This is a genomic window from Citricoccus sp. GCM10030269 (assembly GCF_042665635.1).
In the GTDB taxonomy this organism is placed as follows: Bacteria; Actinomycetota; Actinomycetes; order Actinomycetales; family Micrococcaceae; genus Citricoccus.
The window spans coordinates 889074-913758 of the sequence record NZ_JBHTCV010000005.1; the positions used below are offsets into that span (position 1 = coordinate 889074).

The 24685-nt window shown below is 65.3% G+C and carries 30 protein-coding genes and 1 pseudogene; 3 read left to right on the forward strand and 28 right to left on the reverse strand.

Annotated elements, in window-relative coordinates; genetic code table 11:
• Nucleotides 1-26 precede the first annotated feature (26 nt).
• The 4 genes and pseudogenes from ACFQQD_RS11245 to ACFQQD_RS11260 form a co-directional block, all read right to left on the reverse strand.
• Nucleotides 27-1379 carry a M50 family metallopeptidase gene (locus ACFQQD_RS11245; RefSeq protein ID WP_378089316.1) on the reverse strand — a complete coding sequence of 451 codons (1353 nt, stop codon included), beginning with the start codon at nucleotides 1377-1379 and terminating at the stop codon, nucleotides 27-29.
• A 2-nt stretch (nucleotides 1380-1381) separates the two neighbouring features.
• Nucleotides 1382-2647, reverse strand: a complete 1266-nt coding sequence (dxr, locus tag ACFQQD_RS11250) for a 1-deoxy-D-xylulose-5-phosphate reductoisomerase (protein ID WP_378089318.1) — start codon at nucleotides 2645-2647, stop codon at nucleotides 1382-1384.
• A 108-nt stretch (nucleotides 2648-2755) separates the two neighbouring features.
• The gene (locus tag ACFQQD_RS11255; protein ID WP_378089320.1) at nucleotides 2756-4375 is read right to left on the reverse strand and encodes a cation acetate symporter; all 1620 of its coding nucleotides are present in this window, start codon (nucleotides 4373-4375) and stop codon (nucleotides 2756-2758) included.
• A 146-nt stretch (nucleotides 4376-4521) separates the two neighbouring features.
• Nucleotides 4522-4857, reverse strand: a pseudogene (locus ACFQQD_RS11260) (DUF485 domain-containing protein); the annotation flags it as partial.
• Nucleotides 4858-5084: 227 nt separating this feature from the next.
• Here ACFQQD_RS11260 and ACFQQD_RS11265 point away from each other — a divergent pair.
• Nucleotides 5085-5549, forward strand: a complete 465-nt coding sequence (locus ACFQQD_RS11265; RefSeq protein ID WP_378089322.1) for a GNAT family N-acetyltransferase — start codon at nucleotides 5085-5087, stop codon at nucleotides 5547-5549.
• Nucleotides 5550-5553: 4 nt separating this feature from the next.
• Here the strand turns inward: ACFQQD_RS11265 and ACFQQD_RS11270 are convergent, their stop codons facing one another.
• From ACFQQD_RS11270 to rpsB, 6 genes are all read right to left on the reverse strand, one after another.
• Complete coding sequence (locus ACFQQD_RS11270; protein ID WP_378089324.1) at nucleotides 5554-6198, reverse strand: DivIVA domain-containing protein; 645 nt, start codon at nucleotides 6196-6198, stop codon at nucleotides 5554-5556.
• 106 nt (nucleotides 6199-6304) lie between these two features.
• Nucleotides 6305-7213, reverse strand: a complete 909-nt coding sequence (locus ACFQQD_RS11275; protein WP_378089326.1) for a phosphatidate cytidylyltransferase — start codon at nucleotides 7211-7213, stop codon at nucleotides 6305-6307.
• A 20-nt stretch (nucleotides 7214-7233) separates the two neighbouring features.
• Nucleotides 7234-7791, reverse strand: a complete 558-nt coding sequence (frr, locus tag ACFQQD_RS11280) for a ribosome recycling factor (protein WP_378089328.1) — start codon at nucleotides 7789-7791, stop codon at nucleotides 7234-7236.
• A 96-nt stretch (nucleotides 7792-7887) separates the two neighbouring features.
• Nucleotides 7888-8706, reverse strand: coding sequence for a UMP kinase (pyrH, locus tag ACFQQD_RS11285; protein ID WP_378089330.1), 819 nt, complete (start codon nucleotides 8704-8706; stop codon nucleotides 7888-7890).
• A gap of 191 nt (nucleotides 8707-8897) precedes the next feature.
• Entirely contained in the window at nucleotides 8898-9734 is an 837-nt protein-coding gene (gene tsf / locus ACFQQD_RS11290) for a translation elongation factor Ts (RefSeq protein WP_378089332.1), read from the reverse strand.
• Between the two features lie 127 nt (nucleotides 9735-9861).
• Nucleotides 9862-10863: a 30S ribosomal protein S2 gene (rpsB, locus tag ACFQQD_RS11295; protein ID WP_378089334.1), complete on the reverse strand. Its 1002-nt coding sequence runs from the start codon at nucleotides 10861-10863 to the stop codon at nucleotides 9862-9864.
• Between the two features lie 450 nt (nucleotides 10864-11313).
• On the opposite strand from rpsB, the gene ACFQQD_RS11300 reads away from it, so the two are divergent.
• Complete coding sequence (locus tag ACFQQD_RS11300) at nucleotides 11314-11829, forward strand: M23 family metallopeptidase (protein ID WP_378089336.1); 516 nt, start codon at nucleotides 11314-11316, stop codon at nucleotides 11827-11829.
• Here the strand turns inward: ACFQQD_RS11300 and ACFQQD_RS11305 are convergent.
• Nucleotides 11788-12921, reverse strand: a complete 1134-nt coding sequence (locus tag ACFQQD_RS11305; protein ID WP_378090112.1) for a glycosyltransferase — start codon at nucleotides 12919-12921, stop codon at nucleotides 11788-11790. The genes ACFQQD_RS11300 and ACFQQD_RS11305 overlap by 42 nt on opposite strands.
• Before the next feature lie 153 nt (nucleotides 12922-13074).
• Between ACFQQD_RS11305 and ACFQQD_RS11310 the strand changes: the two genes are divergently transcribed.
• Nucleotides 13075-14223 (forward strand): S-layer homology domain-containing protein, encoded by a 1149-nt coding sequence (locus ACFQQD_RS11310; protein ID WP_378089338.1) that lies wholly within the window; start codon nucleotides 13075-13077, stop codon nucleotides 14221-14223.
• Nucleotides 14224-14446: 223 nt separating this feature from the next.
• Here ACFQQD_RS11310 and ACFQQD_RS11315 read toward each other — a convergent pair whose 3' ends face one another.
• The 17 genes from ACFQQD_RS11315 to ACFQQD_RS11395 all read right to left on the reverse strand — a co-directional run bounded on the left by ACFQQD_RS11315 (nucleotide 14447) and on the right by ACFQQD_RS11395 (nucleotide 24682).
• A complete protein-coding gene (locus ACFQQD_RS11315; protein ID WP_378089340.1) occupies nucleotides 14447-15034 on the reverse strand; it encodes a hypothetical protein in 588 nt (195 codons plus the stop codon).
• Between the two features lie 451 nt (nucleotides 15035-15485).
• A complete protein-coding gene (locus tag ACFQQD_RS11320; protein WP_378089342.1) occupies nucleotides 15486-15677 on the reverse strand; it encodes a hypothetical protein in 192 nt (63 codons plus the stop codon).
• A gap of 765 nt (nucleotides 15678-16442) precedes the next feature.
• Entirely contained in the window at nucleotides 16443-17057 is a 615-nt protein-coding gene (locus ACFQQD_RS11325; RefSeq protein WP_378089345.1) for a hypothetical protein, read from the reverse strand.
• A 259-nt stretch (nucleotides 17058-17316) separates the two neighbouring features.
• Nucleotides 17317-17946: a hypothetical protein gene (locus ACFQQD_RS11330; protein WP_378089347.1), complete on the reverse strand. Its 630-nt coding sequence runs from the start codon at nucleotides 17944-17946 to the stop codon at nucleotides 17317-17319.
• Nucleotides 17947-18005: 59 nt separating this feature from the next.
• The gene (locus ACFQQD_RS11335) at nucleotides 18006-19055 is read right to left on the reverse strand and encodes a phage minor head protein (protein ID WP_378089349.1); all 1050 of its coding nucleotides are present in this window, start codon (nucleotides 19053-19055) and stop codon (nucleotides 18006-18008) included.
• Complete coding sequence (locus tag ACFQQD_RS11340) at nucleotides 19046-19339, reverse strand: hypothetical protein (protein ID WP_378089351.1); 294 nt, start codon at nucleotides 19337-19339, stop codon at nucleotides 19046-19048. The genes ACFQQD_RS11335 and ACFQQD_RS11340 overlap by 10 nt, the downstream gene beginning before the upstream one ends.
• Complete coding sequence (locus tag ACFQQD_RS11345) at nucleotides 19326-20087, reverse strand: hypothetical protein (RefSeq protein WP_378089353.1); 762 nt, start codon at nucleotides 20085-20087, stop codon at nucleotides 19326-19328. The genes ACFQQD_RS11340 and ACFQQD_RS11345 overlap by 14 nt, the downstream gene beginning before the upstream one ends.
• A 23-nt stretch (nucleotides 20088-20110) precedes the next feature.
• A complete protein-coding gene (locus tag ACFQQD_RS11350) occupies nucleotides 20111-20980 on the reverse strand; it encodes a hypothetical protein (RefSeq protein ID WP_378089355.1) in 870 nt (289 codons plus the stop codon).
• 277 nt (nucleotides 20981-21257) lie between these two features.
• Nucleotides 21258-21728: a hypothetical protein gene (locus tag ACFQQD_RS11355; protein ID WP_378089357.1), complete on the reverse strand. Its 471-nt coding sequence runs from the start codon at nucleotides 21726-21728 to the stop codon at nucleotides 21258-21260.
• A complete protein-coding gene (locus ACFQQD_RS11360) occupies nucleotides 21725-22336 on the reverse strand; it encodes an HGGxSTG domain-containing protein (RefSeq protein WP_378089359.1) in 612 nt (203 codons plus the stop codon). Before ACFQQD_RS11360 ends, ACFQQD_RS11355 begins: the two co-directional genes overlap by 4 nt.
• A 4-nt stretch (nucleotides 22337-22340) precedes the next feature.
• Nucleotides 22341-22538 carry a hypothetical protein gene (locus tag ACFQQD_RS11365; RefSeq protein WP_378089361.1) on the reverse strand — a complete coding sequence of 66 codons (198 nt, stop codon included), beginning with the start codon at nucleotides 22536-22538 and terminating at the stop codon, nucleotides 22341-22343.
• 11 nt (nucleotides 22539-22549) lie between these two features.
• Nucleotides 22550-23317 carry a hypothetical protein gene (locus tag ACFQQD_RS11370; protein WP_378089364.1) on the reverse strand — a complete coding sequence of 256 codons (768 nt, stop codon included), beginning with the start codon at nucleotides 23315-23317 and terminating at the stop codon, nucleotides 22550-22552.
• Nucleotides 23295-23513, reverse strand: coding sequence for a hypothetical protein (locus ACFQQD_RS11375; protein WP_378089366.1), 219 nt, complete (start codon nucleotides 23511-23513; stop codon nucleotides 23295-23297). Before ACFQQD_RS11375 ends, ACFQQD_RS11370 begins: the two co-directional genes overlap by 23 nt.
• A 9-nt stretch (nucleotides 23514-23522) precedes the next feature.
• A complete protein-coding gene (locus ACFQQD_RS11380) occupies nucleotides 23523-23702 on the reverse strand; it encodes a helix-turn-helix domain-containing protein (protein WP_378089368.1) in 180 nt (59 codons plus the stop codon).
• The gene (locus ACFQQD_RS11385) at nucleotides 23702-24274 is read right to left on the reverse strand and encodes a hypothetical protein (RefSeq protein WP_378089370.1); all 573 of its coding nucleotides are present in this window, start codon (nucleotides 24272-24274) and stop codon (nucleotides 23702-23704) included. Before ACFQQD_RS11385 ends, ACFQQD_RS11380 begins: the two co-directional genes overlap by 1 nt.
• Nucleotides 24275-24296: 22 nt before the next feature.
• Complete coding sequence (locus ACFQQD_RS11390) at nucleotides 24297-24461, reverse strand: hypothetical protein (protein WP_378089372.1); 165 nt, start codon at nucleotides 24459-24461, stop codon at nucleotides 24297-24299.
• Nucleotides 24458-24682, reverse strand: coding sequence for a helix-turn-helix transcriptional regulator (locus ACFQQD_RS11395; RefSeq protein WP_378089374.1), 225 nt, complete (start codon nucleotides 24680-24682; stop codon nucleotides 24458-24460). The genes ACFQQD_RS11390 and ACFQQD_RS11395 overlap by 4 nt, the downstream gene beginning before the upstream one ends.
• Nucleotides 24683-24685: the final 3 nt, after the last annotated feature.

Consider the following 24685-nt stretch of genomic DNA (forward strand, 5'->3'; position numbering starts at 1 on the left):
CCCTAAGCCCGAAGCGCCGGATCGATTCAGAACACGCGGATCGGATCCACAATGTCCGCGATGATCAGCAGGACGCCCATGCCCAGCAGGGCGATGCCGACCACATAGGTCAACGGCAACAGCCGGGCGATGTCGAAGACCCCAGGGTCCTTGCGCTTGGTCAGCTTGGCCCAGCTCCGGCGGATGGCTTCCCACAGCGCCCCGGCCACGTGCCCGCCGTCCAGCGGCAGCAGTGGGATGAGGTTGAACACCATGAGGGCGACGTTCACGCCTGCCACCAGGGACAGCAGCATCGAGGACTTGTCCTGCAGCGGCACGTCCTCCAGCGCTGCGGCCTCTCCGGCGATCCGACCCACGCCGACCACGGACATCGGTCCGTTGGGATCGCGTTCCTCCGGACCGAAGACGGCGACGGCGGTGTCCCACAGCTTCACGGGCAGCACCACGACGACTTCCGCGGTGGCCTGGAGCTGTTGGCCCATCACGGGGAAGGTCTCGGTGACCGGTTGCGGAACGTTCGCCATCTGTGAGCCCATGCCCACGAAGCCGACCTTCTCCGTGACCGTGCTGCCGTCCGGTGCGGTCTCCACGCGGCCCATCGAATCCGTGACCGGCCGCTCGGTGAGCTTCGGGGTGATGGTGCCGTGGTGTTCGGTACCGTCGCGCTGCCAGGTGATCTCCGTGGGCTGGCCGGCACGCTCGCGGATGGCCGAGGACAACTCGTCCCAACTCTCGACCGGCTGCCCGTTGAAGGCGGTGATGGTGTCCCCGGGTTGCAACCCGGCCTCGAAGGCCGGAGCGGGCGGATCGTCGGACTGGCAGTCCTGCTGCCCCGCGGCGGCCCGCTGCTGCTGAGCGGCGGCTGGGACCACGCACTTGAAGACCTCGGACACCGTGGTGGTGCCGGTGGCCACGCCGGTGGTCGTCACGAGCACGGCCGTCAGCACGAAGGCGATGAGGAGGTTCATGAACGGGCCGCCGAGCATGATGACGATCCGCTTCCACACCGGCAGGGAGATGAACATTCGCTTCTCGTCGCCGGGCCGCAGCTCTTCGGCGGACATCTGCCGCGCGTCCGAGGCCATCTGCTGGAACAGACCGGTGCTGGCGCTGCGCGGCTTCTCCCCCTGCTCGGGATGCTCGGGCGGATACATCCCCACCATGGAGACGTAACCGCCCAGGGGAATCGCCTTGATCCCGTACTCGGTCTCACCGCGGCGACGCGAGAACACCGTCGGGCCGAAACCGACCATGTACTGGGTGACGCGGACGCCGAAGAGTTTGGCCGGCACCAAGTGCCCGACCTCGTGCAGGGCGATCGACAGCGCGATCCCGATCGCCACAGCGAGGACACCGAGCACGAACCAGAGGATCTCCATGGTCAGATGCGTCCTTTCTGTCCTGACGGCCAGCGGGCCTGCGCGGTCGACCGGGCCCACTGCTCCGCGGCGGCCAGCGAGTCGACCGACAGTTCCTCATCGCCCAGCACGGCACGGGGGTCATAGTCCTCGACGACGGCCCGGACCGTGTCCACGATGCCGGGGAATGGGATCAGACCGTCATGGAACGCCTGGACGGCCTCTTCGTTGGCCGCGTTGTAGACGGCCATATGGGTCGCGGAGGCACGGGCCGCCTCCTTGGCCAGGCGCACCGCGGGAAAAGCGATCTCGTCCAGGGGCTCGAAAGTCCAGGTGGCCGCCGTCGTCCAGTCACAGGCCGGGGCCGCCCCCGGGACGCGCTGCGGCCACCCGAGGCCCAGGGCGATGGGCAGTCTCATGTCCGGCGGGGAGGCCTGGGCGATCGTGGAACCGTCGGTGAACTCGACCATCGAGTGAACCACGGACTGCGGGTGGACGACGACGTCGATCGCCTCCAGCGGGACGTCGAACAACAGGTGCGCCTCGATGACCTCGAGGGCCTTGTTGACCATCGATGCCGAGTTGGTCGTGACCACCGAGCCCATCGTCCACGTCGGGTGGGCCAGGGCCTCGGCCGGGGTGACGCGCTGCAGCTCGTCCCGGCTGCGTCCTCGGAACGGGCCTCCCGAGGCCGTCAGCACGAGCCGCCGCACCTCACCCGCCGTCCCGGAACGCAGAGCCTGTGCCAGGGCGGAATGCTCGGAGTCCACCGGGATGAGCTGGCCGGGAGCGGCGGCCTGTTTGACCAGGGATCCTCCGACGATCAGGGATTCCTTGTTCGCCAGGGCCAGCAGATGCCCCGCACGCAGAGCGGCGAGCGTCGGTGCCAGTCCGATGGAACCCGTGATGCCGTTGAGCACGACGTCGGCCCCCTCCCACGCGGCCACGTCCGCCGCCGCGCTGGGGCCACAGAACAGCATCGGCTCGGGCGTGGGCACCCCGGCCCGGCTGGCCGCGGCCGCCAGGGCGGCGGCGAGGTCGTCACGGCTGGCGGTGGCACTGCCGAGAACCTGCGCACCGGTCGCCACGGCCTGCCGGGCCAGCAGATCGGTGTTGGACCCTCCGGACAGCGCGACGACCTCGAAGCGATCCGGCGCGCCGGCGATGACCTCCAGGCCCTGGGTGCCGATCGATCCGGTCGAGCCGATCAGGGTGACCCGGCGTCGGGCACCGGGGTCTGCGGCGGGATGCTCTGCGGCAGCGACAGTGGCTGAGGGGAAGGGCGTCACCGCTCCATTATGGCCGCTCGCGCTGAGAGCCGGCTCCACCCCGAGGCGGACAGCCGAAAACCCCGGAACACTCCCAGCTGGGAGCGTTCCGGGGCCGGCGTCGGGACTCTAGTGGTCCACTGCCTTTTCGGCGCCGACGCCGGTGAGCGAGCGGACTTCCATCTCCGCCTGCTTGACCGGGTCCTCCGTGCGACGGTCCAGCGTGGAACCGAGCCAGCCGAGGAAGAACGCCAGCGGGATCGAGATGAGCCCCGGGTTCTTCAGCGGGAACCAGGCGAAGTCCGCCGTCGGGATCATCGACGTCTCCGAGCCGGAGACCACCGGCGAGAAAGCGATCAGAATGATCGCCGCCGCCAGACCGCCGTACATCGACCACAGTGCTCCGCGGGTGGTGAAGCCCTTCCAGAACAGCGAGTAGAGGATGGTCGGCAGGTTGGCCGAGGCCGCCACCGCGAAGGCCAGCGCCACCAGGAAGGCGACGTTCTGGCCCTGAGCGCCGATGCCGCCCACGATCGCCAGGATGCCGATGACCACCACGGTGCGGCGGGCGATCTTGACCTCCTTCTCCGGGGTGGTCTGATCCTTCGCCAGGACGTTGGCGTAGATGTCGTGCGCGAAGGAGGCGGCCGCGGTGATGGTCAGGCCCGCCACCACCGCGAGGATGGTGGCGAAGGCCACGGCCGAGATGAGACCCAGCAGCAGCGGACCACCGAGCTCGAACGCCAGCAGCGGTGCCGCCGAGTTCACTCCGCCCGGTGCTGCGTTCACCCGGTCCGGACCGATGAGCGCGCCGGCGCCGTAGCCCAACACGAGGGTGAACAGGTAGAAGGCGCCGATGAGCACGATGGCCCAGACCACGGACTTGCGCGCTTCCTTGGCCGTGGGCACCGTGTAGAACCGCATCAGCACGTGCGGCAGACCCGCGGTGCCGAGCACCAGGGCCAGTCCGAGCGAGAGGAAGTCGAGCTTCGTGACCTCACTGATGCCGTACTGCAGCCCCGGGTTGAGCAAGGCTTCGTTTCCGCCGGTCTCCACGGCGGCCCCCAGCAGTTCCGAGAGGTTGAAGCCGTACATGGCCAGGACCCAGATGGTCATGACGAAGGCGCCGGCGATCAGCAGGCAGGCCTTGATGATCTGGACCCACGTGGTGCCCTTCATGCCACCGATCAGCACGTAGACGATCATCAGCGCGCCGACCACGGCGATGACCACGGACTGACCGAGCCGGGAATCGATGCCCAGCAACAGCGAGACCAGCGCGCCGGCGCCGGCCATCTGCGCCAACAGGTAGAAGAGGCAGACCATCAGTGTGGCCAGGGCCGCCGCGATCCGGACGGGACGTTGCCGCAACCGGAAGGAGAGCACGTCCGCCATGGTGTATTTGCCGGTGTTGCGCAACAGTTCGGCCACCAGCAGCAGGGCGACCAGCCACGCGACCAGGAACCCGATCGAGTACAGGAAGCCGTCATATCCGTTGATGGCAATGGCTCCCACGATTCCGAGGAACGAGGCCGCGGAGAGGTAGTCCCCGGCGATGGCCGTGCCGTTCTGGGTGCCGGAGAAGGAGCGGCCGCCGGCGTAGTAGTCCGCAGCGGTCTTGGTGTTCTTCGAGGCCCGCAGCACGATCACCAGGGTGATGGCCACGAACAGTCCGAAGATCGAAATGTTCAACCACGGCTCGCCGACGTTGGTCGAAGCCGCTGTTGTCAGGACGGGAAGGGAATTCACAGCTGGCCTCCTCGGGCTCGGTGAGCTGGATCGGTCGGATCAGCCGGGTCGGCCGGGGTGGCGGGGGTGACCGGAGCATCCGGATCGGTCGGAACGCTCGGATCGGTTTCCCGCGCCAGGCTCTGGTTGGCGATGGAGGGGTCGAGGGCCTCGATCTCCTCGCGAATGGCCGTGGCCTGGGGATCGAGCTTCCGGTTGGCGAAGCCGACGTAGAGCCCGGTGATCACGAAGGTGGAGACGAACTGCAGGAGGCCGATGAGCAGCCCCAGGTTGATGTTGCCCACGACGCGGATCGACATGAACTCGGGGGCGTAGGCCGCGAGGATGACATAGAGGAAGTACCAGACGATGAAGACGACAGTCCACGGGAAGACGAAGCTTCGGTGCGAACGGCGCAATCCCTGGAACTGTGGAGTGGCCTGAACGGCCCGGAAATCGACGTGACCGTTGTCGGCCAGGTCAGGATGTGGTGCAGAAGACACGAATCCCCCTGTCAGGTGGGTACGTTGCGGTTACCGAAGAGTATGACTCGGTCATCCTATGGGCAGAGTGACAAGGATCACAGCCCCACGCGCGATCTTTCTTCGTGGCGGCCTCGTCACCGGCCCTCAGGACGGCGTGATCGGGTACGGCCCGCATTCCGCGTACAGTGTCTTCGAGGGCCCTGGTGATTCCGGCTCCGTACCGTGACGAGGAGGTCACCGTTTCCGTGCAACTTCGTGAAGTCCGATCCGAGGACCTGGACCGCTTCTTTGAGCACCAGCAGGATCCCGAGGCCAACCAGATGGCCGCTTTCGCCCCGCGCAATCCACAGGATCGCGGCGTCTTCGATTACCACTGGTCACGACTGCTCGACGACCCGTCCACGACAGTCCGGACCATCGAGCAGGACGGCCAGGTGGCCGGGGCGATCATCGTGTCCGGCATCGGCAGCTCGCCCGAGCTCTCCTTCTGGACGGCCCGGGAGTTCTGGGGCCAGGGCATCACCACCTCGGCCGTCGACGCCCTCTTGGAGACGTTCACGGACCGCCCGCTGCAGGCCCACGTGCCCGCCGACAACATCGGCTCTCAGAAGATCCTCACCCGGCGTGGGTTCGCCGTGGTCGGCGAGGACAAGAACTTCTCCAACGCCCGGTCAGAGGTGGTCACCGAGCTCATCATGCAGCTCGGCTGACCGGTTAGTCCTCCAGGACCGCCAGAACATCGATGGCGGCGTCCAGGAAGGCGTCCACCTGGGCCTCGTCGTAGCCGTTCGCGCCCTCACCGGCAGAGAAGACGGCTCGGCGAAGGTCGTCGGCGCGCACGTCATCGCGTCCCATGAACCGGGCCGAGAGCCGGTGGCACAGCGCATCCACTTCGGCTATGTCGTAACTGGCGCCCGTGGAGGAGCCTGTTTTGCCCCGCCGACCGTGACCGGACGTCGACGGACGACGGAACCGCTCGCCGTCGGGACGGTCCAGGCGGCCACGCAGAACGTCGATCGACGCGTTGACGCGGGCGTTCCACGCGTCCTCGCCCTCGGCCTCGATCCGCTCGGCGCGCTCCGCCTTGGCCAGCGCGTCCTCTAACCGGTCCAAGACGTCGTCGACCTGGTCGGCACGGTAGCCACCCTTGACCGCGTCGAAGGAGACGTGGCGAATGTCCGACGACCGCAGTCCCCCGCCGCCCTCATAGGCCAGGCGGGCCCGGGCCATAAAGTCGTCGACCTGCTTGCGGTGATAGCCGAAGGTGCCGCGATCGGCGAGCTCGAAGGGCTGCCGGTCGGCGGAGTCCATCACCTGCTGCTGCAGGCCGTCGGTCTCCTGCCGTGTGCCGTGGTCCATCGGGGAGGCTCCTTCGCGCCGAATCCGTGTGCATTCTCATCGTAGCCAGCCGGCCGATCAGGATCGGTGAGGCGGCGGGAGTGTCTGCCTCAGACGAACGGCAGGCTCAGACGAACGGCAGGGCGAAGACCATGTACGCCACCGGAGCGGAGAAGACGAGTGAGTCCAGGCGGTCCATCGCCCCGCCGTGCCCGGGCAGCATCGAACCCATGTCCTTGATATTGAGTTCGCGCTTGACCATGGACTCGGCGAAATCGCCGGCGGTGGCCGAGGCCACCGTCAGCAGCCCGAGCAGACTGCCGACCCACCAGGGGTGTTCCAACATCAGTTGGACGGCCACGGTCCCGACGACGACGGAACCGACCACCGAGCCGGCGAAGCCCTCCCAGGACTTCTTGGGACTGATTTTGGGGGCCATGGGGTGCCGGCCGAACGAGGCACCGAGGATGTAGCCGAAGGTGTCGTTCGAGACCACCATGAGCAGCATGCAGGCGACCATCAGATTGCCCTGGTCCTGGCCGAGCAGTGCGACGGCGAAGGACAGCAGGAACGGCACCCACATCACGATGAACGCCGAGGCCATCACCGATTCTCCGCGCGCCGGCAGGTCCTCGACCACCGCCCAGACGAGGATCAGCAGCACCGTCCCCAGCAACGCCAGGACCAGTGCCTCGGCTCCTCCGCTGAAGGCTCCGAGGGGCATCGCGATGGCGCCCGCCCACAACGGCACCATGGGGATGTCCAGGCCTCGGCGGGAGATCGCTCCGGCGGCTTCCGTCACCCCGAGCAGCAACAGGGCGATCACCAGGATCGCCAGCACGACCGGAAGCCAGATCAGGCCCACCAGCGCCCCGCCCAAGAGCAACAGCCCGACGACGATCGCGGCCGGGAGGTTGCGCCCGGCCTTGGCCTGACGAGCCTGGGCGGCTTCCTGTTCCCGCCGCTGTCGCCGCGTCAACGGCGGTTCCGAATCCGGAACCGCCCGCGGATCGACGAGTGCGGAGGGATCGGTCATGGCAGGTTCTTCGGCGTCACTCAGACCTCGAGGAGTTCGGCTTCCTTGCGCTTGGCCATCTCGTCGATCTCGTCGGTGTGCTTCCGGGTCATGGCGTCGAGTTCCTTCTCGGCGCGGGCGCCCTCGTCCTCGCCGATCTCGCCGTCCTTGACCATCTTGTCCAGGGCTTCCTTGGCCTTCCGGCGCGAATTGCGCAAGGAGACCTTGTGGTCTTCGGCCTTGGTCTTGACGAGCTTGACGTACTCCTTGCGGCGCTCCTCGGTGAGCTCCGGCATGACGATCCGGATGACCTTGCCGTCATTGGACGGGTTCGCTCCGACCTCCGAATCGGACAGGGCCTTCTCGATGTTGCGCAGCGCCGAGGAGTCGAAGGGGGTGATGAGCAGGGTGCGGGCGTCCGTCGTCGTGAAGGAGGCGAGCTGCTGCAGCGGGGTGTACGAACCGTAGTAGTCCACCATCACCTTGGAGTAGAGCCCGGGATTCGCCCGGCCGGTGCGGACCGAGGCGAAGTCCTCGCGAGTGGCCTCGATGGTCTTCTCCATCTGCTCGGCGGCAGCCTGAAGGGTTTCCTGCGTCACGTTGTCTCCTGAGGTCTGAACGGGTTGGTGTCAATCCTAGGACACCGGCGGTTGCGCCGGGGCCAGCGGGCGCCGCTCGTCGCGGCCGCGCACGTCTCAGACGGTGACGGTGGTGCCGATACGCTCGCCGAGCAGTGCCCGAGTGACGTTGCCGTGGCCTTCCATGCCGAACACCATCATGGAGAGTCCGTTGTCCTTGCACATGGTCATGGCGGTCTGATCCATCACGCGAATGTTGTTCAGCAACGCCTCGTCGTAGGTCAGGTGGGCGTACTTCTCTGCGGAGGGGTCCTTCTTCGGGTCTGCTGTGTAGACCCCGTCGACGCCGGATTTGGCCATCAGGACCTCGTCCGCGCCGATCTCCAGCGCCCGCTGGGCGGCCACGGTGTCCGTGGAGAAATACGGCAGACCGGTACCGGCGCCGAAGATCACCACACGGCCCTTCTGCATGTGCCGCACGGCGCGCAGGGGGATGTAGGGCTCGGCGACCTGTTCCATATGGATGGCCGACTGGACGCGGGTTGAGACACCGGCCTGTTCCAAGAGGTCTTGCAGAGCCAGGCAGTTCATCACCGTGCCGAGCATGCCCATGTAGTCCGCCCGACGACGGTCCATGCCGTTCTCGGACAGCTCGGCGCCGCGGAAGAAGTTGCCGCCGCCCACCACGATGGCGATCTCGACTTCACCGCGCGCGTCGGCGATCTGCTGGGCCGTGTTGCGGACGGTGGAGGGATCCACGCCGACTTTGCCGCCGCCGAAGACCTCCCCGGAGAGCTTCAGCAGCACCCGCCGCTTGCCGGTGCGGCCCGTGTTGCCGTGCGTGTCACCCGCCTGGGCCTGTTGCAGATCGCGTGACTCGTTGAAGGACTGGGCTTCGCGGATGTCCGGCGTCGTGCGGGATTCTGGGCTCTCCATGGGCTGGCCTCCTGGGCTCATCGATGAGGCGGATGTGGCAGATCGGCCCGAAGGGCACCGGGATCTGGTCAGGGAAATGGGCAGAGAAAAGGGGGTGGTCACCCATAGTGGATGGCCACCCCCTCTCAGGTCGTTCCGCGCTGCGGTCTATGCGATCCTACAGCGTGGCGACAAGGCGGAGTGCCGCGTGATCAGTTGCCGACGCGGAACCGCGCGAAACCGGCCACGGAGGTGCCGGCCTCGGACAGCACCTTGCCGACGCTCTGCTTGGGATCCTTGGCGAAGGGCTGGTCCACCAGCACGGACTCCTTGTAGAAGCCCGTCAGGCGCCCTTCGACGATCTTCGGCAGTGCCTGCTCCGGCTTGCCCTCGGCGCGAGCGGTCTCGTCGGCGATGCGGCGCTCATTCTCCACGGTCTCCGCCGGCACGTCCCCGCGAGAGAGGTAGCGCGGGGCGAACGCGGCGGTGTGAACGGCCACGTCGTGCGCAGCGGTCTGAGCGGCCTCGGAATCGGCGTCCACGGCCAGCAGGACTCCCACCTGAGCCGGCAGGTCCTTGGAGGTGCGGTGCAGGTAGGCGTCCACGAAGGCGCCTTCCACACGGGCGATCCGGCGCACGACGACCTTCTCGCCGAGAATGGCGCCCTCGTCGGTGACGTGGTCGGCCAGGGTGCGGCCGTTGTACTCGGCGGCGAGCAGCGCCTCGAGGTCGGCAGCGCCGGAGGACACGGCCACGTCGAGGACCGTGTTGCCGAGTTCGATGAACTTCTCGTTCTTGGCCACGAAGTCGGTCTCGCAGTTGATCTCGATCATGACGCCGACGCCGTTGTTGACGGCAGCAGTGACCAGGCCCTCGACCGCGGCGCGGCCTTCACGCTTGGTGACGCCCTTGAGGCCCTTGACGCGGATGATCTCGGTGGCCTTGTCGGCATCGCCGTTGGCCTCGTCCAGTGCCTTCTTGACGTCCATCATTCCGGCGCCGGTGCGCTCGCGCAGGGCCTTGATGTCAGCGGCGGTGTAGTTCGCCATGCGTGGTACCCATCCTTACCTGTAGCGGGGTTGTCCCTCAGTGGTGTTGTGGCGGTCAGTGGTTCTGGGCCCGGGCGGCCCGGGCAAACGCCGGCCGGCCCCACGGAGGGGCCGGCCGGCGTTCGGGTCACTTGGCCTCGGTGGCCTCGGTGGCGTCCGCTGCCGGAGTCTCGGCTGCCGGGTTCTCGGCGGCCTCGGGGCTCTGGGTGGCCGGGGCCTCCGGGTCCTCAGCGGCTGCGGCGACGTCAGCGGCGTCGGCCGACTCCGGCACGGACTCGGCGGCCTCGACGTCTGCCCGAGAAGCCTGCTCGCCCTGCGGCGAGGACATTCCGCCCGTGGCCGAACCAGCCTCGGCCTGCTCGGCCTGGTGCTGCTCGAGCAGCTCGCGCTCCCACTCGGCCATCGGCTCTTCAGCCGCCTCGGAACCGGACTTGCCCTGGTTGCGGGCGATGAGGCCCTCGGCCACGGCGTCGGCGACCACCCGGGTCAACAGGTTGACGGAGCGGATCGCGTCGTCGTTGCCCGGGATCGGGTAGGTGACCTCGTCCGGATCGCAGTTGGTGTCGAGGATGGCGACGACCGGGATGCCCAGCTTCTGGGCCTCGTCCACGGCGAGGTGTTCCTTCTTGGTGTCCACGATCCAGACCGCCGACGGCGTCTTGGTCATGTTGCGGATACCACCGAGGTTGGCCTCGAGCTTGGTGAGCTCGCGCTGCAGCAGCAGCAACTCCTTCTTGGTGTGGCCGGAACCGGCGACGTCCTCGAAGTCGATCTCCTCGAGCTCCTTCATGCGCTGCACGCGCTTGGAGACGGTCGCGAAGTTGGTCAGCATTCCGCCGAGCCAGCGGTGGTTGACATAGGGCATCCCCACGCGGGTCGCCTGCTCGGCGATCGCTTCCTGGCCCTGCTTCTTGGTGCCGACGAAGAGAATGGTGCCACCGTGGGCCACCGTCTCCTTGACGAATTCGAAGGCCCGGTCGATGTAGGACAGGGACTGCTGCAGGTCGATGATGTAGATGCCGTTGCGCTCGGTGAAAATGAAGCGCTTCATCTTGGGGTTCCAACGGCGGGTCTGGTGTCCGAAGTGGACGCCGGAGTCCAGCAGCTGGCGCATGGTGACGACAGGCATGTCGCTCCTTGGTGAGGTTGTCGGTTGTCGACCGTCCCGGTGTGGTTCGGTCCCTGGCATGGGCTGCGGGCGGACCCGGCATCCCCGACGCTGACCCGGCCGCACCCGTGAGTGCGATCGGGACCGATGGTGGGGACCTGCCGTACCCGAGGCGGAACCATCAAGGGTTCCGCTGGGCCGGCATCAGTCATACGCGTAGTCAGCGGTGCGTCTCCGGCCAGATGGCCAGGCACACAACTGCTGGGCCAATCTTACCTCAGCCGCCCCAGTGCTCTGAACCGGTTCCTCCACAGGGATTCCTCCTCCACAGAGCCCCAACGCGGCCGCGTCGTCCACCTCCGGCCCGGACACCACCGGCACGCACGACGGCGGCGCGGCAGTCTGGTGTGCATGTCACTGTGGTTCTCCTCCCCCGGACGCCTCCGCCCCTGGGCGCCGCGGCTTGCCCTCATGTCCACCCTTCTCCTGGCGCCTCTGCTCACCGAGCATGTTCTGTGGGCCCCGCCGTCCGGGTCGGGTGGATCGGTGGACCGGTCGTCAGTGCTACGCGACTTCGAACCACCGCCAGAGCCGTGGGCCGCCGGTCACCGGGGTGTCGATTGGGCCCTTCAGGACGGCCGGGTGCTGGCACCGGCAGCCGGCACGGTCCGCTTCGTCGGCGACGTCGCCGGTCGGCCGGTCATCACCGTGGCCCACACGAACGGGATGCTCTCCAGCCTGGAACCGGTGGTCGCCGCCGAAGGCCTGGCGGTCGGCGACCGGGTGGACACCGGCGATCAGCTCGGCACGGTGGACGCCGACGTCCACCACTGTGAGACCAGATGCGTCCACTGGGGCGTGCGCATTCCGGACGGCTGGATCGTGGAGGGCACGGCCTGGGACCGGTATGTGGATCCGCTGATGCTGCTGGGATGGACGGGACCGTCAGTGTTGTGGCCCCTCGAGGGAGATCCTCCGGCGACGTGAGCGACGCACGGCGATGTCCTCGGCCAAGGAGACCAGAGCGCGGGCGGAAGCCTCCCAGCTGAAGGCCTCGCTGCGGGCCACGGCCGCACGGGAAGCAGCTGCGAAGACGGCCGAGTCCTCCAGTTCCCGCACCCGTTGGGCGACGACTGCCGCAGAGCGATCATCCTGACCGAGGGGCACGAACCGGGCGGCGCCGCCGTCGGGCCCTCCGATCTCGCGGAAGATCTCCAGGTCCGAGACAACCACGGGGGTGCCGTGGGCCATGGCTTCAGCCAATGGCAGCCCGTAGCCCTCGGCGCGGGACATGGTCACCAGCGCGGTGGCCGTGCGCACCAGCTGCTGGTAGTCCTCATCCGTGGTGCCGTGATGGAAGATCACCAACCCGTCCGGGACACCGGCGGCTCGGGCCACCGCCGTCAGCTGGCTCTCACGGTCGGCCGAGATCCGGGACAACAGGTGGAGCTGATACCCCGGCAAGTGGGCCATGGCCCGCACGAGCGTCTGGACGTTCTTGTAGTCCATGAAGGAGCCCATGTAGACGAGGGACTTCTCTGGCGCCACCTCGGGATCACGGGGCTGCGCCACCGGCTGCGGCGCGTTGCCGATGATCCGGATCTCCCGACTGGTGAGCCGGTGCCGGCGCATCAGGGTGCGGGTGGTGGCGGAAACGGTGGCCACGGCGTCGGCCCGGTCCAGGACGAGTCTCTGTGGCCAGTAGGCCAGGTGGAATCCACGCCACAACAGCTTGACCGGTGCGGGCATGTCCGCCGGCGGTGTGCGGTACTGGTAATAGATCAGATCGTGCAGCGTCAAGATCAGGCCGTACTCCCGGCCCACCGAACCCATGGTCTGCATGGGCGAGAAGACGACGTCGGGCCGGTACCGGTTGAGCTGGCGGGCGATGAACGGCTCCGCCGGGGATGTCGGGTCCGAGACCTTCACCCAGTCCACGCCCTCCGGAAGCATGGTCAACTGAGCCTCGTCCGAGATGATCATGGTGACCTCGGCCAGCGGCGCGACGGCGGCGATGAGGCTGGCCCCGTACCGCGAGATGCCGTCGTGGAATCCGACGCGCGTGTAGCGGGCATCCATGAACAGGCGCAGGGGCCGGTCCACGGTGGCTTCGAGTGACGACTGGGGCACGCTGCCACGCTACCGGCCGACCGCGGGCACCGCGATTCGGATCACGGTCCCATCACCAAAAGGTGACGGTTCAATAACGGTCGGGTATCGTCTGTGTCCATCATGTCGACGATTCCTCGCCGGGCTTTCCCGGCCCGCTCTTCGCGCCGCCTGACCGCCGGCGTCATGGTGGCGACCACGCTCGCCGTGGCCACCCTGGGCTCGCTCGGAGGGCTGAGCACGTCCCTGGTCACCGCCACATCGGCGGTCGCCGCGGACTCCTGCGGCAAGGCGGATTTCGTCGACAACCCTACCGGAAGCGGTCATTACGCGCCGATCACGTGGATGAACTGCCGAGAGATCTCCGTCGGCTATCCAGACAACACTTTTCGGAAGAACCGGCAGGTGACGAGGGGCGAGATCGCCGCCTTCCTCTACCGGCAGGTCCGGCCTTCCCACCCGAGCAACGGTCAGCGCTACTTCACGGATGTGAATCCCGGCGGGGCCTACTACGACGCCATCACGTGGTTCGCCCAGAAGGGCATCTCGGTGGGTTACAGCGACCACTCTTTCCGCCCCGGTCAGGCCGTCACCCGCGGTGAGTTGGCGGCGTTCCTGCACCGGCTGGCGGGGAATCCACAGGCCGCGGCAGGCTCCTTCGCCGACATGGGATCCGGAACGGACTACTACTCTGCCGCGTCGTGGCTGTTGAGCGCGGGGATCACCAGCGGCTACGGCGATGGCACGTTCAAACCACGGGCCAATATCTCGCGCGCGGAGACGGCCGCATTCCTGTACAAGGCGAATGGCAGCATCGCCGGACGCGGCAATGTCACCACGCCGGTGGCCAAGCCGCTTCCCGCTGACTCCGGCACTTCGCCGGTCACCGCCTGGAAGACCAAGGCAGCCCAATGGGCCAAGACCAAGGCCACCAGCTCGAGCACGTACTACCAGTACGGCGGCACCGGACCGAACGGCTTCGACTGCTCCGGGTTCACGAGCGGCGCCTTTCAGGCCGGCGGCAAGTCACTGCCTCGAACCTCCTCCAGCCAGTACGGGGCGGCCGACCAGCATGTTCCCGTGTCTCAGGCGCAAGTGGGAGACCTGGTGTACTGGTCCAACAACGGTAGTTCCTCCGGGGTCTACCACGTGGCGATCGTGGTCGACGAGGGCACTATCGCCCATGCCCGCAATCCCTCCAGTGGCGTGACCCTCACGGACATCGACTACAGCCCCTACAACATGCTCGGCATGGCGGGCCGCTTCGACTGACGGCACACGGGTGCTCAGGAAGTGGGGCGTGCGGGACTTGAACCCGCGACCAAAAGATTAGTAGGGCGTTGTTTGCGCTGACTTCCCTTGTCCCTCGTTGGCCCCGCCATTGCAGGGACGCGGGCTCTTCGACGCGGGCGGTTCTACTCGCTGATAGCCGTTGGTTTTCGTTGTTTCCGGTGGGTAAGCGGTGGGCCAGGACGGACTCTTTGTTGAGCAAGAACTACTGATTGCCCGTGAGCGCCAGGTACCTCTGAAAAGCCGCTTCATCCTGCGAAAGCTTCGCCATCTCCGTCTGAAATTCAATGTACGCCCGCTGCGTCTCCATCTCTGGAGATTCAGAAGTCTGCGCCTTTGAGCGAATGACGCTCGCCAGCAGATCGGTCAGCGGCGCGCCGACGGCTTCTTTGAAGTTAAAGCCGACTAGTTGAAGGACGTTTACCGCGTCCGCAGAGAGAAGCGCCTTGAGGGCATCCAAGTTGTCTTGAGTTGCTTGAGCTTCGCCTTCTCCCGTTGTGCTCAACGCAAACTTCTCAATCAAGGGAACAACTGTTTCGGTCATGAAGGTGATGTCGTCATCGGAGATCCGCTGCGCAACGAGCTCCTGTTCGAAGGCCGACGCAATCCTCATTGCTTCCGCCTTGTCGGCGGCTAGTTCATCAACGAGTTCCGCTAGAGCATTGAACGTCGCTTCATCTCTCTTGGATGCACGAAGACGCGAGACTCTGTCTGCAACATATGCGGCACTGTTCTTGGCAGCCAGAGCTGCCAAGTTTGCTACAAGGCTTTGGAACTGAGGTTCGAGATCCATGGTTGGTCCCTGTTCATTCGTCCGTGGAGCACTCAAGGCACTCTTGGGAGATCGGAATTCGCGTTCCGTCTGCCCGGGTCGTTTGGGAGTAGGTGACACGCTGCTTCGTGTTCCTTGCGCACTTGGGGCAGTACTCGGTGATTTCTTCGGTTGGTGTATTGGCCATGCCGACAGACTAGAGCCGGCTCTGGTCGTGGAATAGCCCCAGTGGATCCCTGTTGCTCGGGTCCGTGGAGTCGATGATGGGCAGTAGCGTCATCGCCCGGCTTCCAGACTGATCCTCGCCAACGTCTGCGGCACCTCTCGTCTCGTCGCTCAACCGCTCGATATAACTAGCGGGAACTATCCGCCGGCATAGGCATACGTGGGATCACCCGGTACACCATCCATCGGATCTGATCCGGGCAACGGCTGTGCCCCGACCGCGCTTGCCGGCCGGGGCACAGTGCAGTCAGGACTTCACGTGTACTTTGGTGCCGCCTGTGTAGCTTCCTGCAACAAGTGCATAGGATTCTGCCAGATCCCGAACATCGCTCGGGGTGTCGTAATCTTCCAGCTGCTCCATGATCTTCTTCAGTAGAGCTGTCGCGGCGGACTCTTTCGCCTTCCCATAGTCGGTATGTGTCCGATCATCGAGTGCCATTGGGAATCCTCTCGTTTGTGTCGCCGGACTGTCCGGCTGTGCTCACCGTAGTCCGGAATGCATAGGCCCTGCGGTTCCCGCGTATCCCAGAATTATTTGGTTGACTGCCGTCCAACTCGTCGCCGAGGCGGGACGTCCCGTTACTCGTGTACCGAGGCTTCGCTAATGGACAGGCCATCAGTGTTTACGACGTACTCCAAGCCGTTGCCGACCCAGTTGCCTACTGCGTGCGCTCCTGGCAAAAGGGCAAGCAACCGCCACGGTTCCACTACCGCCGTCCATACAGCGCTGTCACCCCATCGGTTCGCTCCTACTGCGGCGAAGCCGTGGGCCAACTCGCGGTCATCTGTCCATGACCAGCTGTCACGGTACTCAGCGGGTGCACCTCGCCAAAGCTGGAGTGGAGCGGATGGACGAGTGGCCGGCTTTCCATCAACCGTGTAGCCCACATGCTCGAATAACTCCACCCACCGATTCCGCGGCAGTGTGAGCATGGGATTGCGGCAGCGGGCGTAGAGCTTGCCCATGATCGGCCGAAGCTCATCCGCCGGGAGGCCGCCTACCGCTTCGTCTAGTTCAGATATGAATACGGGAGCTCCGTTGGGGCCTACCTCTTGAATGGCGGTCACCAGGTGTGCTGTGGTCCATAGTCTCGGGTGGCGGGAGTAGAAGCCCGCGAAGGCGTCCGCCCTCTCCTGTGAGAAATTGGACGAGGCTGCCAGTAACGCGGCGAGGGCAGCGGCGTTTCGCTCGTCATGCGGCCGGTCAACCACGGTTCAGGCCCCGACCGTCATTGTCCTCCACGATTTCCAGTCCCCACGTGTCCGTCACGTACTCAGTGACTAGCTCAGAAGTGGGAGGGTAGAGCAGGCTGGTCCCGGCCCAGATTCGGTCTGGGTCAACGACAGCCGTCCAAAGTGCTCCTTGCCTGCCGTCCTCGTACAGAGGGTTGACTTCGAACGCAAAGCTCGCGGCCAAGTCTCGGCTGTCAGTCCACGTCATGTTGTCCCGATACTCCAGAGACGACCCGCGCCACAGTCTCACCGGTCCGGCCGGAGGTGTGTTGTCGTGACCATCCAGGGTGTAACCGCCCGCCCGGTTGAACAGCGTCACCCATCGATCACGTTCCAACGCGAGTTCAGGCGACCAACTCCGGTTCCAGAGTTCTCCCAACAACGAGCGCAGCACATGCGTCGGCAGGCCCACCTGCTCGTCCAGTTCCGCAATGAATGTCGGGGCACCGAGACGGCCGATTATCGCTGTCGATCTATAGAGCTCGTCGTAGGTCCACAAGTCCGGTCGATCGATGTACTTCCGTAGCTGCTCATCGATCCGCGTGCGTGAAAACTCGCCCGCAACCTCGAGGGCTATTCGTGACATGCGAGCCGCTGTTCTTGGTCTGGTGTACCGAGAGGGCAGTACAACATCAGGTTGATGAGAGCATCCATGTCTCCATACTCCGGTCCACACTGAGACATCGACGACGCTTCCGGAAATAGCGGAAACGGTGGAAATCTACTGGTTGAGAACAGTTCGTTCTCAGTCCAGTGACGCCCACTCCCCCGCTTTCATGCGGGCAGTGACGCCCGAATAGGCCCTGAGATGGGTCTGATCCACCGTTTACCCACCGGAATGGAGGTCAGAATGCCCATTCCCACTTGAGGTCAGGGGCTGCGTCTGACTCGGTGAGCAGGACGCCGGACTCGACGGGCACATCAAAGACAACCTTGCCGCTGGACTTCTCCCCCGGTCCGATGTCGTACCTGAGCTTCTCCTCGTCCGGGAGGCACGTGTGCGCGTCATTGGTGTTCGGGCTCTCCCCCATCGTGTTGCCATCCGCATCGATGACCCGGTAGGCCGCCGTGTTGAACATGTTGCTCGGCGTGGAAAGCACCCCTGCGGCTGCCTCGGTGATTGCGAAGTCCACGTCAAAGACGACAAAGTGCCCGTTCTCCGCCACGCCGCTGCCATTGCCCGTGCACCCCGGATCCACCTCGATGGAGTTGACGGTGAAGTTCAGCAGTTCGGTCCCGTCAGCATCGATTAGACCGTCACTGTCACCGGCTTTCATCACCCGGGCGCCGCGAGCGCTGGTGTCCATGTCCTCCGGCTCGGCAGTTTCCGAGGGCGTCGGCGATGGGGTGGCAGTAACTGTGGCCGTTGCCGTCACAGTGACCGTCTCAGCGGCTTGCGGTTCGCCTTGGGCGCATCCAGTGAGTACGAGGGCGGCAGTGGCCAGGGTCAGGGCGGCGATGGGGGTGCGCTTCATGATGGTTTTCCTCTGAACGGTGCGGTGATGCCGTCACGATAGTGGAGCGACGAGACGAGTTAGCGGGCGGTCAAATTCTTGACGGGGGTCTCGTAGTGGGCCGGCCGCCAATCTGGGTTCTCCTTGCGAGTGGTGAAGTCGTCCCAGCCAACCTGCCCCGCGTTGAACAGTTCGAGGCGGGCGGGGCCCATGATGTCGCGTTGGGTGTCGTCCGTGAGGTTTGAGAACCAGTCGTCGCGCTCGCCCTGGTAGTCCGGGTCCTCGTCTTCGATTCCAGTGAAGCCGAGCTCGGCCCAGCTTTTCGTCTTTGGCAGCCGGGCGCAGCGTCCGTTCTGGTGGTCGGCTGGCCCGAACTCGTCCACGTCGTGGAACGTGCCGTGCATTCCGAGGCAGCTGGTACAAACCCTGGAGTCCAGGGTGGCGTACCAAATCCATCCGGTCACGATGTGCCGGTTGTTCTTGTCCGCCTCGAGGTGTGCGGTCCTCATGGCGTCCAAGAGTTCGGTGCGGGCGATGCGGGTGGCTCGGGAGAGGCCGCCGTTGAAGTGATGTTCGAGCCGCCGCATGATCTTGCGGGCCACCGTATTGGGGTTGTCACCGGTACTGATCCCGTTGGAAAGTTCGGCTCTCATGCCCGCGACCATCGCTGTCGAGAGAGGAATGCTCGAGGCGTGGATCTGCTGGGTGGTGCGGGCGACGATGGCGGTGAGGGCGTCCTCGTTCAGGGGCGCCCATACCGGGTACCGTGACGCCTCCGGCGGGAGTTGCGCGGTGGTGAGATCGCGGGCGGCACCGGCACCGTACTGGACGGCCGTGAGCACGTCGGCGGCGATGTTGTCGGCCGCGTACTGCCGGAGGCGTTCAGCTTCGGCCTCAGCGGCAGCGAGGGCGGCTTGCAGGCGTTGAGCACGGGACACCTGCCAGGCGGTCACCCGGCCGTCGTCGGCCGCGGCCATGAGTTCGTTGAGGGCGTCCCGCATTTCGGTGGCGAGGCTGTCCCAGCTGTCCACCCAGGCACCCACCAAAGCGATGACCTGCTGGTCGGCAAGCTCGCCAATGGCACCACGGGAGGCCGCGAGGATCTGCAGGACTTCATCGGTCACTGCCATGGCGGTAGAAGACCCGGGAGGCTGTCGCCCGCGATGCGATCGGCAAGCTCGCTGAGGATGTCCTGGGCGTCCATCAGCGTGGAGGACTGGTAATCCTTGAGCTCGGCGCCCAGGTTTCCCTGCAAGTTCAGGTAGACGATCTGCCCGATGGCGGATCCGGCCTCCTGAGCGAGAACCGCTGGGTGGTCCCGTGGGTCCGGGTACGGCGCCGGTTGCCACGTGCGCTCGAAGATGTCTGCGGCCTGATTCATGATCCTGGCGAACTCGCCATCAGAGTCGGCCATGAGTGGAGCTTTCCGGTTCCGGGTCGGGAGTAGTGCCTTCCATCTCTCCGTCCCATGCGCTCACGCCGCCCGTGTCATCGAACCGCGGGGTGGTTCCGGCGGTCACTCGGCCTAGGAGCTCGCTAACGTGATGGGCCTGCAGGTGCATGGGCATAACCGTCACGCTGTACTTACTCCCCAGTTCGGCGTTCAGGTCTTGCTTGCCGAAGGCGCGTTTCCCGGTCGCCAAGAAGAAGCGATTATTGTCCGCCTTGATTCGGATCGTCTCGGCATCGTTGCGGAGCTTGGTGGCCACGGAAGCGCCCAGATTCTGAGCTACCCAATCGCCGCCGTCAGTCTTGACTCGGTCTCGGGGCCCGTATTCCAGGCCGTCCAGTTCGCGGAGCTTGGTCAGCAGGTCGTCCACCCGTGCGGTGTGCTGTTCGGCTTGCTTGTCCAGCTTGTCCGCTTCACGGTGCAGTTCTGTGGCCTCAAGGTCCAAGGCTTCTCGGTAGAACTCCGTGGCTTTGCTGCGGTGTTGGTCTGCCTTGGCGGTGAAGGCGCGGGCCATGCGCCACTGCGCGGTGATCTCGGCGTCGATCTTCTCGGCCTGCCGGGGGTCGGCCACGATGGCGTCCACGGATTCAGCCTCCATGCGCTCGATCGTCGTGGCCGAGTCAGTGGCCTTGACCTCGAGCTCCGCGGCTTTGGCCTCGTGCCCTCTGGCATCCTTCACGGCCTCGGCGGATGTGCGCTTGGTGATTCCCATGGGTGAGTCCTCTCGTCGGTCGGTCAGTTGTTGCGGGCTGCTTCGAGCAGGGCTTCCACGCGTCCGCCACGTCCAGCGACGGTAACGAGGTCGACCCGGTTGAACGGGTCGGGGACCAGGCGGGCGATGGTGCCGGTGTGGTCTACTTCGGCGGCGGCATTGATGGACACCCCGATCACGTCGTGGAACTCTTCGATCAGGTGACGCCATTTGGAGCCGATGCGGGCCCGGGCGAACAGGGCACCGTTCTGATACCGGGCGTCCTCTAGGAGGGCGCCAACCATGTTCCGCAGGCTTCCCCCGGGGCGTTCCATGAGCTCGGTCTCGGTGTCGTGGTTGAGGTGCATGGCCGTGTTCTTCGGAAACACCTTGTCCTTAGCGGCCTGCTCGAGGATGGCGCGGGTGTAGGTTCCGGAGCTGCCGACACCCTCGTCAATGATGCGGACGAGTACCTCACCAGGGCCGTCCTTGGCCGTGGCGACGGTGGCTGTGGCGGTGGCGGATTCGGTGACTCGGCGAGTCACGGTACCGCCGGACTCCCGAACAGACCCAGCGGTCCGGCCGTGAATCAGCTTGGCGTCTTTCGCGTCGGCGGCAGGGTCCTTGACCCCGTTCCAGGCTCGGCTCACGGTGGCATTGACCGCTCGTGCAGTGAGTTCGGAGGTCGAGCGGCCGTTGAACGCGTCATGTACCTGCTTGTTCGCGGCGGCTTGCTCTTCCGGCACGTTAGGGCCAGTGAACGATTCGTGTACCTTGCGGGCGGCTTCGGCTGCGGGTGTTCCCTTCGCGGGACGGCCTGAGAATGCTTCACGGATCTGGCGGTCGGCGTCTGCCTGTTCCCGCTTACGGGCTTCCTGTGCGGCGTAGACGTCCGCAAGGGTCCTACTGGTCATGGTTCCCACCTCGCTTGTGCTGGTCTGTGTCGGCCATCGGGAACCGGGACTCTTTGCCCCGGTTCCCGTGGATCCGGCCGGACCGACGGAAGGAAGAAGGAGAACAGAACCTCCGACGGTCTTGCACCACCCACATTCCTCCGTTTGGGGCGCTCGGCCGGCGACCTTCCGTAAATGGTGGAAACGACGGAAATCCAAGGTGTTTGCGCCGGGTAAGCGGTGGATTCAAGACCTCGGTACCGTTGACACTGGACCGTTGACAGGACATCAAGCCATGTCAGGCCGCCTTGGTGTCGCTCTCTGACTCATTGGGACCCGCGACCCGGCTCTTATCGAGTGCACGTGAGGCTGCCAGTTCAGCAACTTCGGCGGGGTCGTATAGGTCCGCGCCGCTTCTCCTGCCGACCGGTTCAATCCCCTCGTCCTTGCGGATCTGGCGGAACCTGGCGCCAGTCACACCGAGGCGGCGGCCGGCCTCATTCGCGTCGATGGGCACCTCAGTGGTCTCGTCTGTTGGCAAGGCTTCCACCGGCGCCGGGACGGCGGCACCTAGCGCCTCAGGCACACGGCCGGTGGTGTGCAGGGCATCCCAGGTTTCGAGGATCCTGCGGCGCAACTCCCCTTGAATCCCACGGCTGTCGAGCTTGACGACCAGAGCCTCCCTCGGAAATAGCGTGGTGATCGCCTGGCATCCGACAGGGTGCACGATGGCCGTCAACAGGTCTGGGCGGAACACGTTATAGCTCATGCTGCGCTACCCTGCTCGGCCTGGTCGAGTTCGCGGAGAACGCCGGCCATGATGTCGCGGGCTTCCGAATGGCGCTCCGGGGTTAGCTGCAACCGGTTGATGAACGTCTCGAGGATGCGGACAATCATCGCCGCTTCGGCTTCCGCTATCTGCAGACGGCGCTCGTCCACGCCAGCCTTGGCTGCGGCGATCGTCCAGGATGCGAGCTGGTTCTCAGCTTCACGGAGAAGCCTCCACCAGACGTTCTGCTCTGTCTTCCGGGTCTCCACATCCACAGGTCCCTCCGGGCCGATGCCGGTGCGGTGCTCGGCCAATCCCCAGATCAACTGGTCCTCACTGAATCCACGGACCACGGATTGGAGCCACATAACCTCGGCCCGCTTCTGGCGGATCAGTATCAGCAGCGTCTCCACGGGATGCTCGTCGGGGGCATCCGGGTCGATGGTGCCGAGGATCTCCCGGGCACTGTCTTCTGCGACACGGCGCTCCGCTGCAGCCCGAACCCTTGGCGACGATCCTCCGTGCATGCGGCATACGGTGGCGCCGATGATGGGGCGGTTCTTACACCGGGCGCCTGAACGGGTGTGAGCCTTGCAGGTCGTATGCATGGGGTCAGTCCTCCAGGGCCTCGTGTACGGGGTCGTCAGTCGGCAAGTCGTTGGGCAGGGGTTCCTCTTCGGCACCGTCGGCAGCGGTGAGGCCTCGGGCTTCGTGTGGGCTCCATGGAAGGGCCTCGGGGTATCGGGGTCCGGTTCGTGCTTGGCGGGTCCAGAACTCGGCCATTTCGAGAGGGGATTTCTTGGGGCTCATGGTGGTGTCTCCTAGAACGGTGAGTCGGTTCCGGTTGCTGTCCACGGATCGGTGTCGGCTGATTCGTCTGTTCCCCACGGGCCCGGGTTGTTGGCCTGCCAAGCGCGAAGCGCGGCGGCCTGTTTGTTCTTCCGGTCCTCTAGGCTCTCGTCGTCATCTGCAGCGAAATCAGCCGCGGGTGCAGGTGAGGTGGTGCTGGAACTGATGCCGTATTCCTCTTGTGGTTCCTCGTGTATTCCTCCCTGTGGTTCCTGAGTACTCCTTGGGGTGTGCGTGAGAGACACCCTTTTTGGTGCGTGAGGCACACCCTTTTGGGTGTGCGTGGTGCACACAGGTGGGTGTGTCTGAGGCACATCCTCTGGGTGTGCGTCTTGCACACCCTTCGCCAGCTCAGAGTCCTTAGATTGGGTGTGCGTGAGAGACACCCTTTTGATCTCTTTCCACTGCACGTTCCGACCACGGCCGATCGGTTCATAGAGATGATCGGGATCAAGGTTCAACGCATATTCGGCTCGCACGCCGGAGTGGGCGCTGCCGCTCGAAGTGATCGCGCCGGCGTCAGAGAGCTTGGAGAGGACTTGCAGCGTGGCCCGCTTGGCCGTGGTGGGCTTACCTCCGAGATCCATGGACCTTGCCACGTCCTCCCAGCCTGCGAAATAGACGGGCGGGCAGTCCGCGTCCAGGGCGGTGTTCGACATGAACAGCAGCGCGCACATTTCCCGATGCGAGAGGTGGGGCCGCCAGTGAATGAAGGCCTTAGCGACGTTCTGCGATCCCATGGCCCTCCTCTCCGCTGACAGCTTCATGGATCATGGCGTTGACCCGGGGGTCGGTGATGTTGCCGTTCTCGTCGGCGTACTGGGAGAGCCACAGCAGCGCTTTCTTCTCGTCCAGGGAGAAGCGCGGGTCATCGACGATTCCCTGAACCCAGCGTTGCTTCCGCTTGTAGCGGGCACGGCGGTTGAGTTGGGCCAAGGCGGCCTCCTACCGGGTGTTCTTCTTGATGAAGTGCTCCAACGCGCTTTCAGTTATGAGCCACTTCGATCTCGAGCCACCGAACTTGGTGCCCTTGATGTCACCGCGGCGCAGACGCTCACGGGTGGTGTACTGGGATTCGCGCAGTATCACGGCGGTCTCGGCAACGGTGTAGAGCTTCGTCACCATCAAGCTGCTGTTTTCAGTTCGCGATCGTCCTCAGTGCGTGCGTCGAGTTCGTCGGCGATTTGCAGCAGGTAGGCAGCGAGTGCGCGGGCCTGCGCTGCGTCCATGCCGACCTTGGCTTGCTCCACGTGGTCATCGTCGTAGACCGTCAGGTCTGCCCAGCCGTGAAGGTCCTCTTGGGGGGTGCCGGTGATGGTCAGCTTTGTGCTCACTCGCATGTCAGCGGCATACATCCCGGGAAGAACCTGTTGCACGAGGCCCAGCTCGGTGGCCTGGTCGAGGACGTAGAGGCGAGTGGTCTTGCTGGCGGTGGTGGTCATGGTGTTCTCCTTGGGTGATCGTGTTGTGGTGTCCCAGTGGGCGCCGGTGGCGGTGAATTGTCCGAAGGTCTCGTTGGCTGGGTCTGCGGCGTACTGGACCAATGCCTGCATGGCGTGGGGAAAGTCAGTAGCCGGGAGGCCGTCGCCGGTGTTGCCCCGTGCCAGCACGGTGCCGCAGCCTTCGGGGGTCCATTCGGGTCGGAGTGCGGCGGCGGCATGGGCGAGGGCGTTGCCTTGGTGCAGGGTGAGGTTCATCAGGTGCTCCTGGTGGCGGGGTTCAGTGCCAGTCGTCGGTTGCGGCGACTCGGCGGATTGCTTCGACGGCGATGTCATGGTCGACTCCGCGGCCGGAGAGTTTGTGGGCGACGTTTTCCCACAACAGGTCCTCGACGTCGTGGTCGAGTTGGTTGGTGTCCTGATAGATGCCGAGGTCGCCCATCACGCAGACTCCTTGGCTAGCTGTTCCTGCTCCCAGGCCTGAATATCGGCCAGCAAGAAGCGCAAATGTTTGCCCACGCGGTACCCACGAGGCCCCTTGCCTTCGGTGCGCCACTTGTAGACGGTCGCCAGCGGAATGTGCTCTCTACTCGCGAACTGCTGTGGTGTGTATACGGGTGACGATTCTGAATCTGCCAGACTACTGGTCATATTGTCCGCTTTCATGAC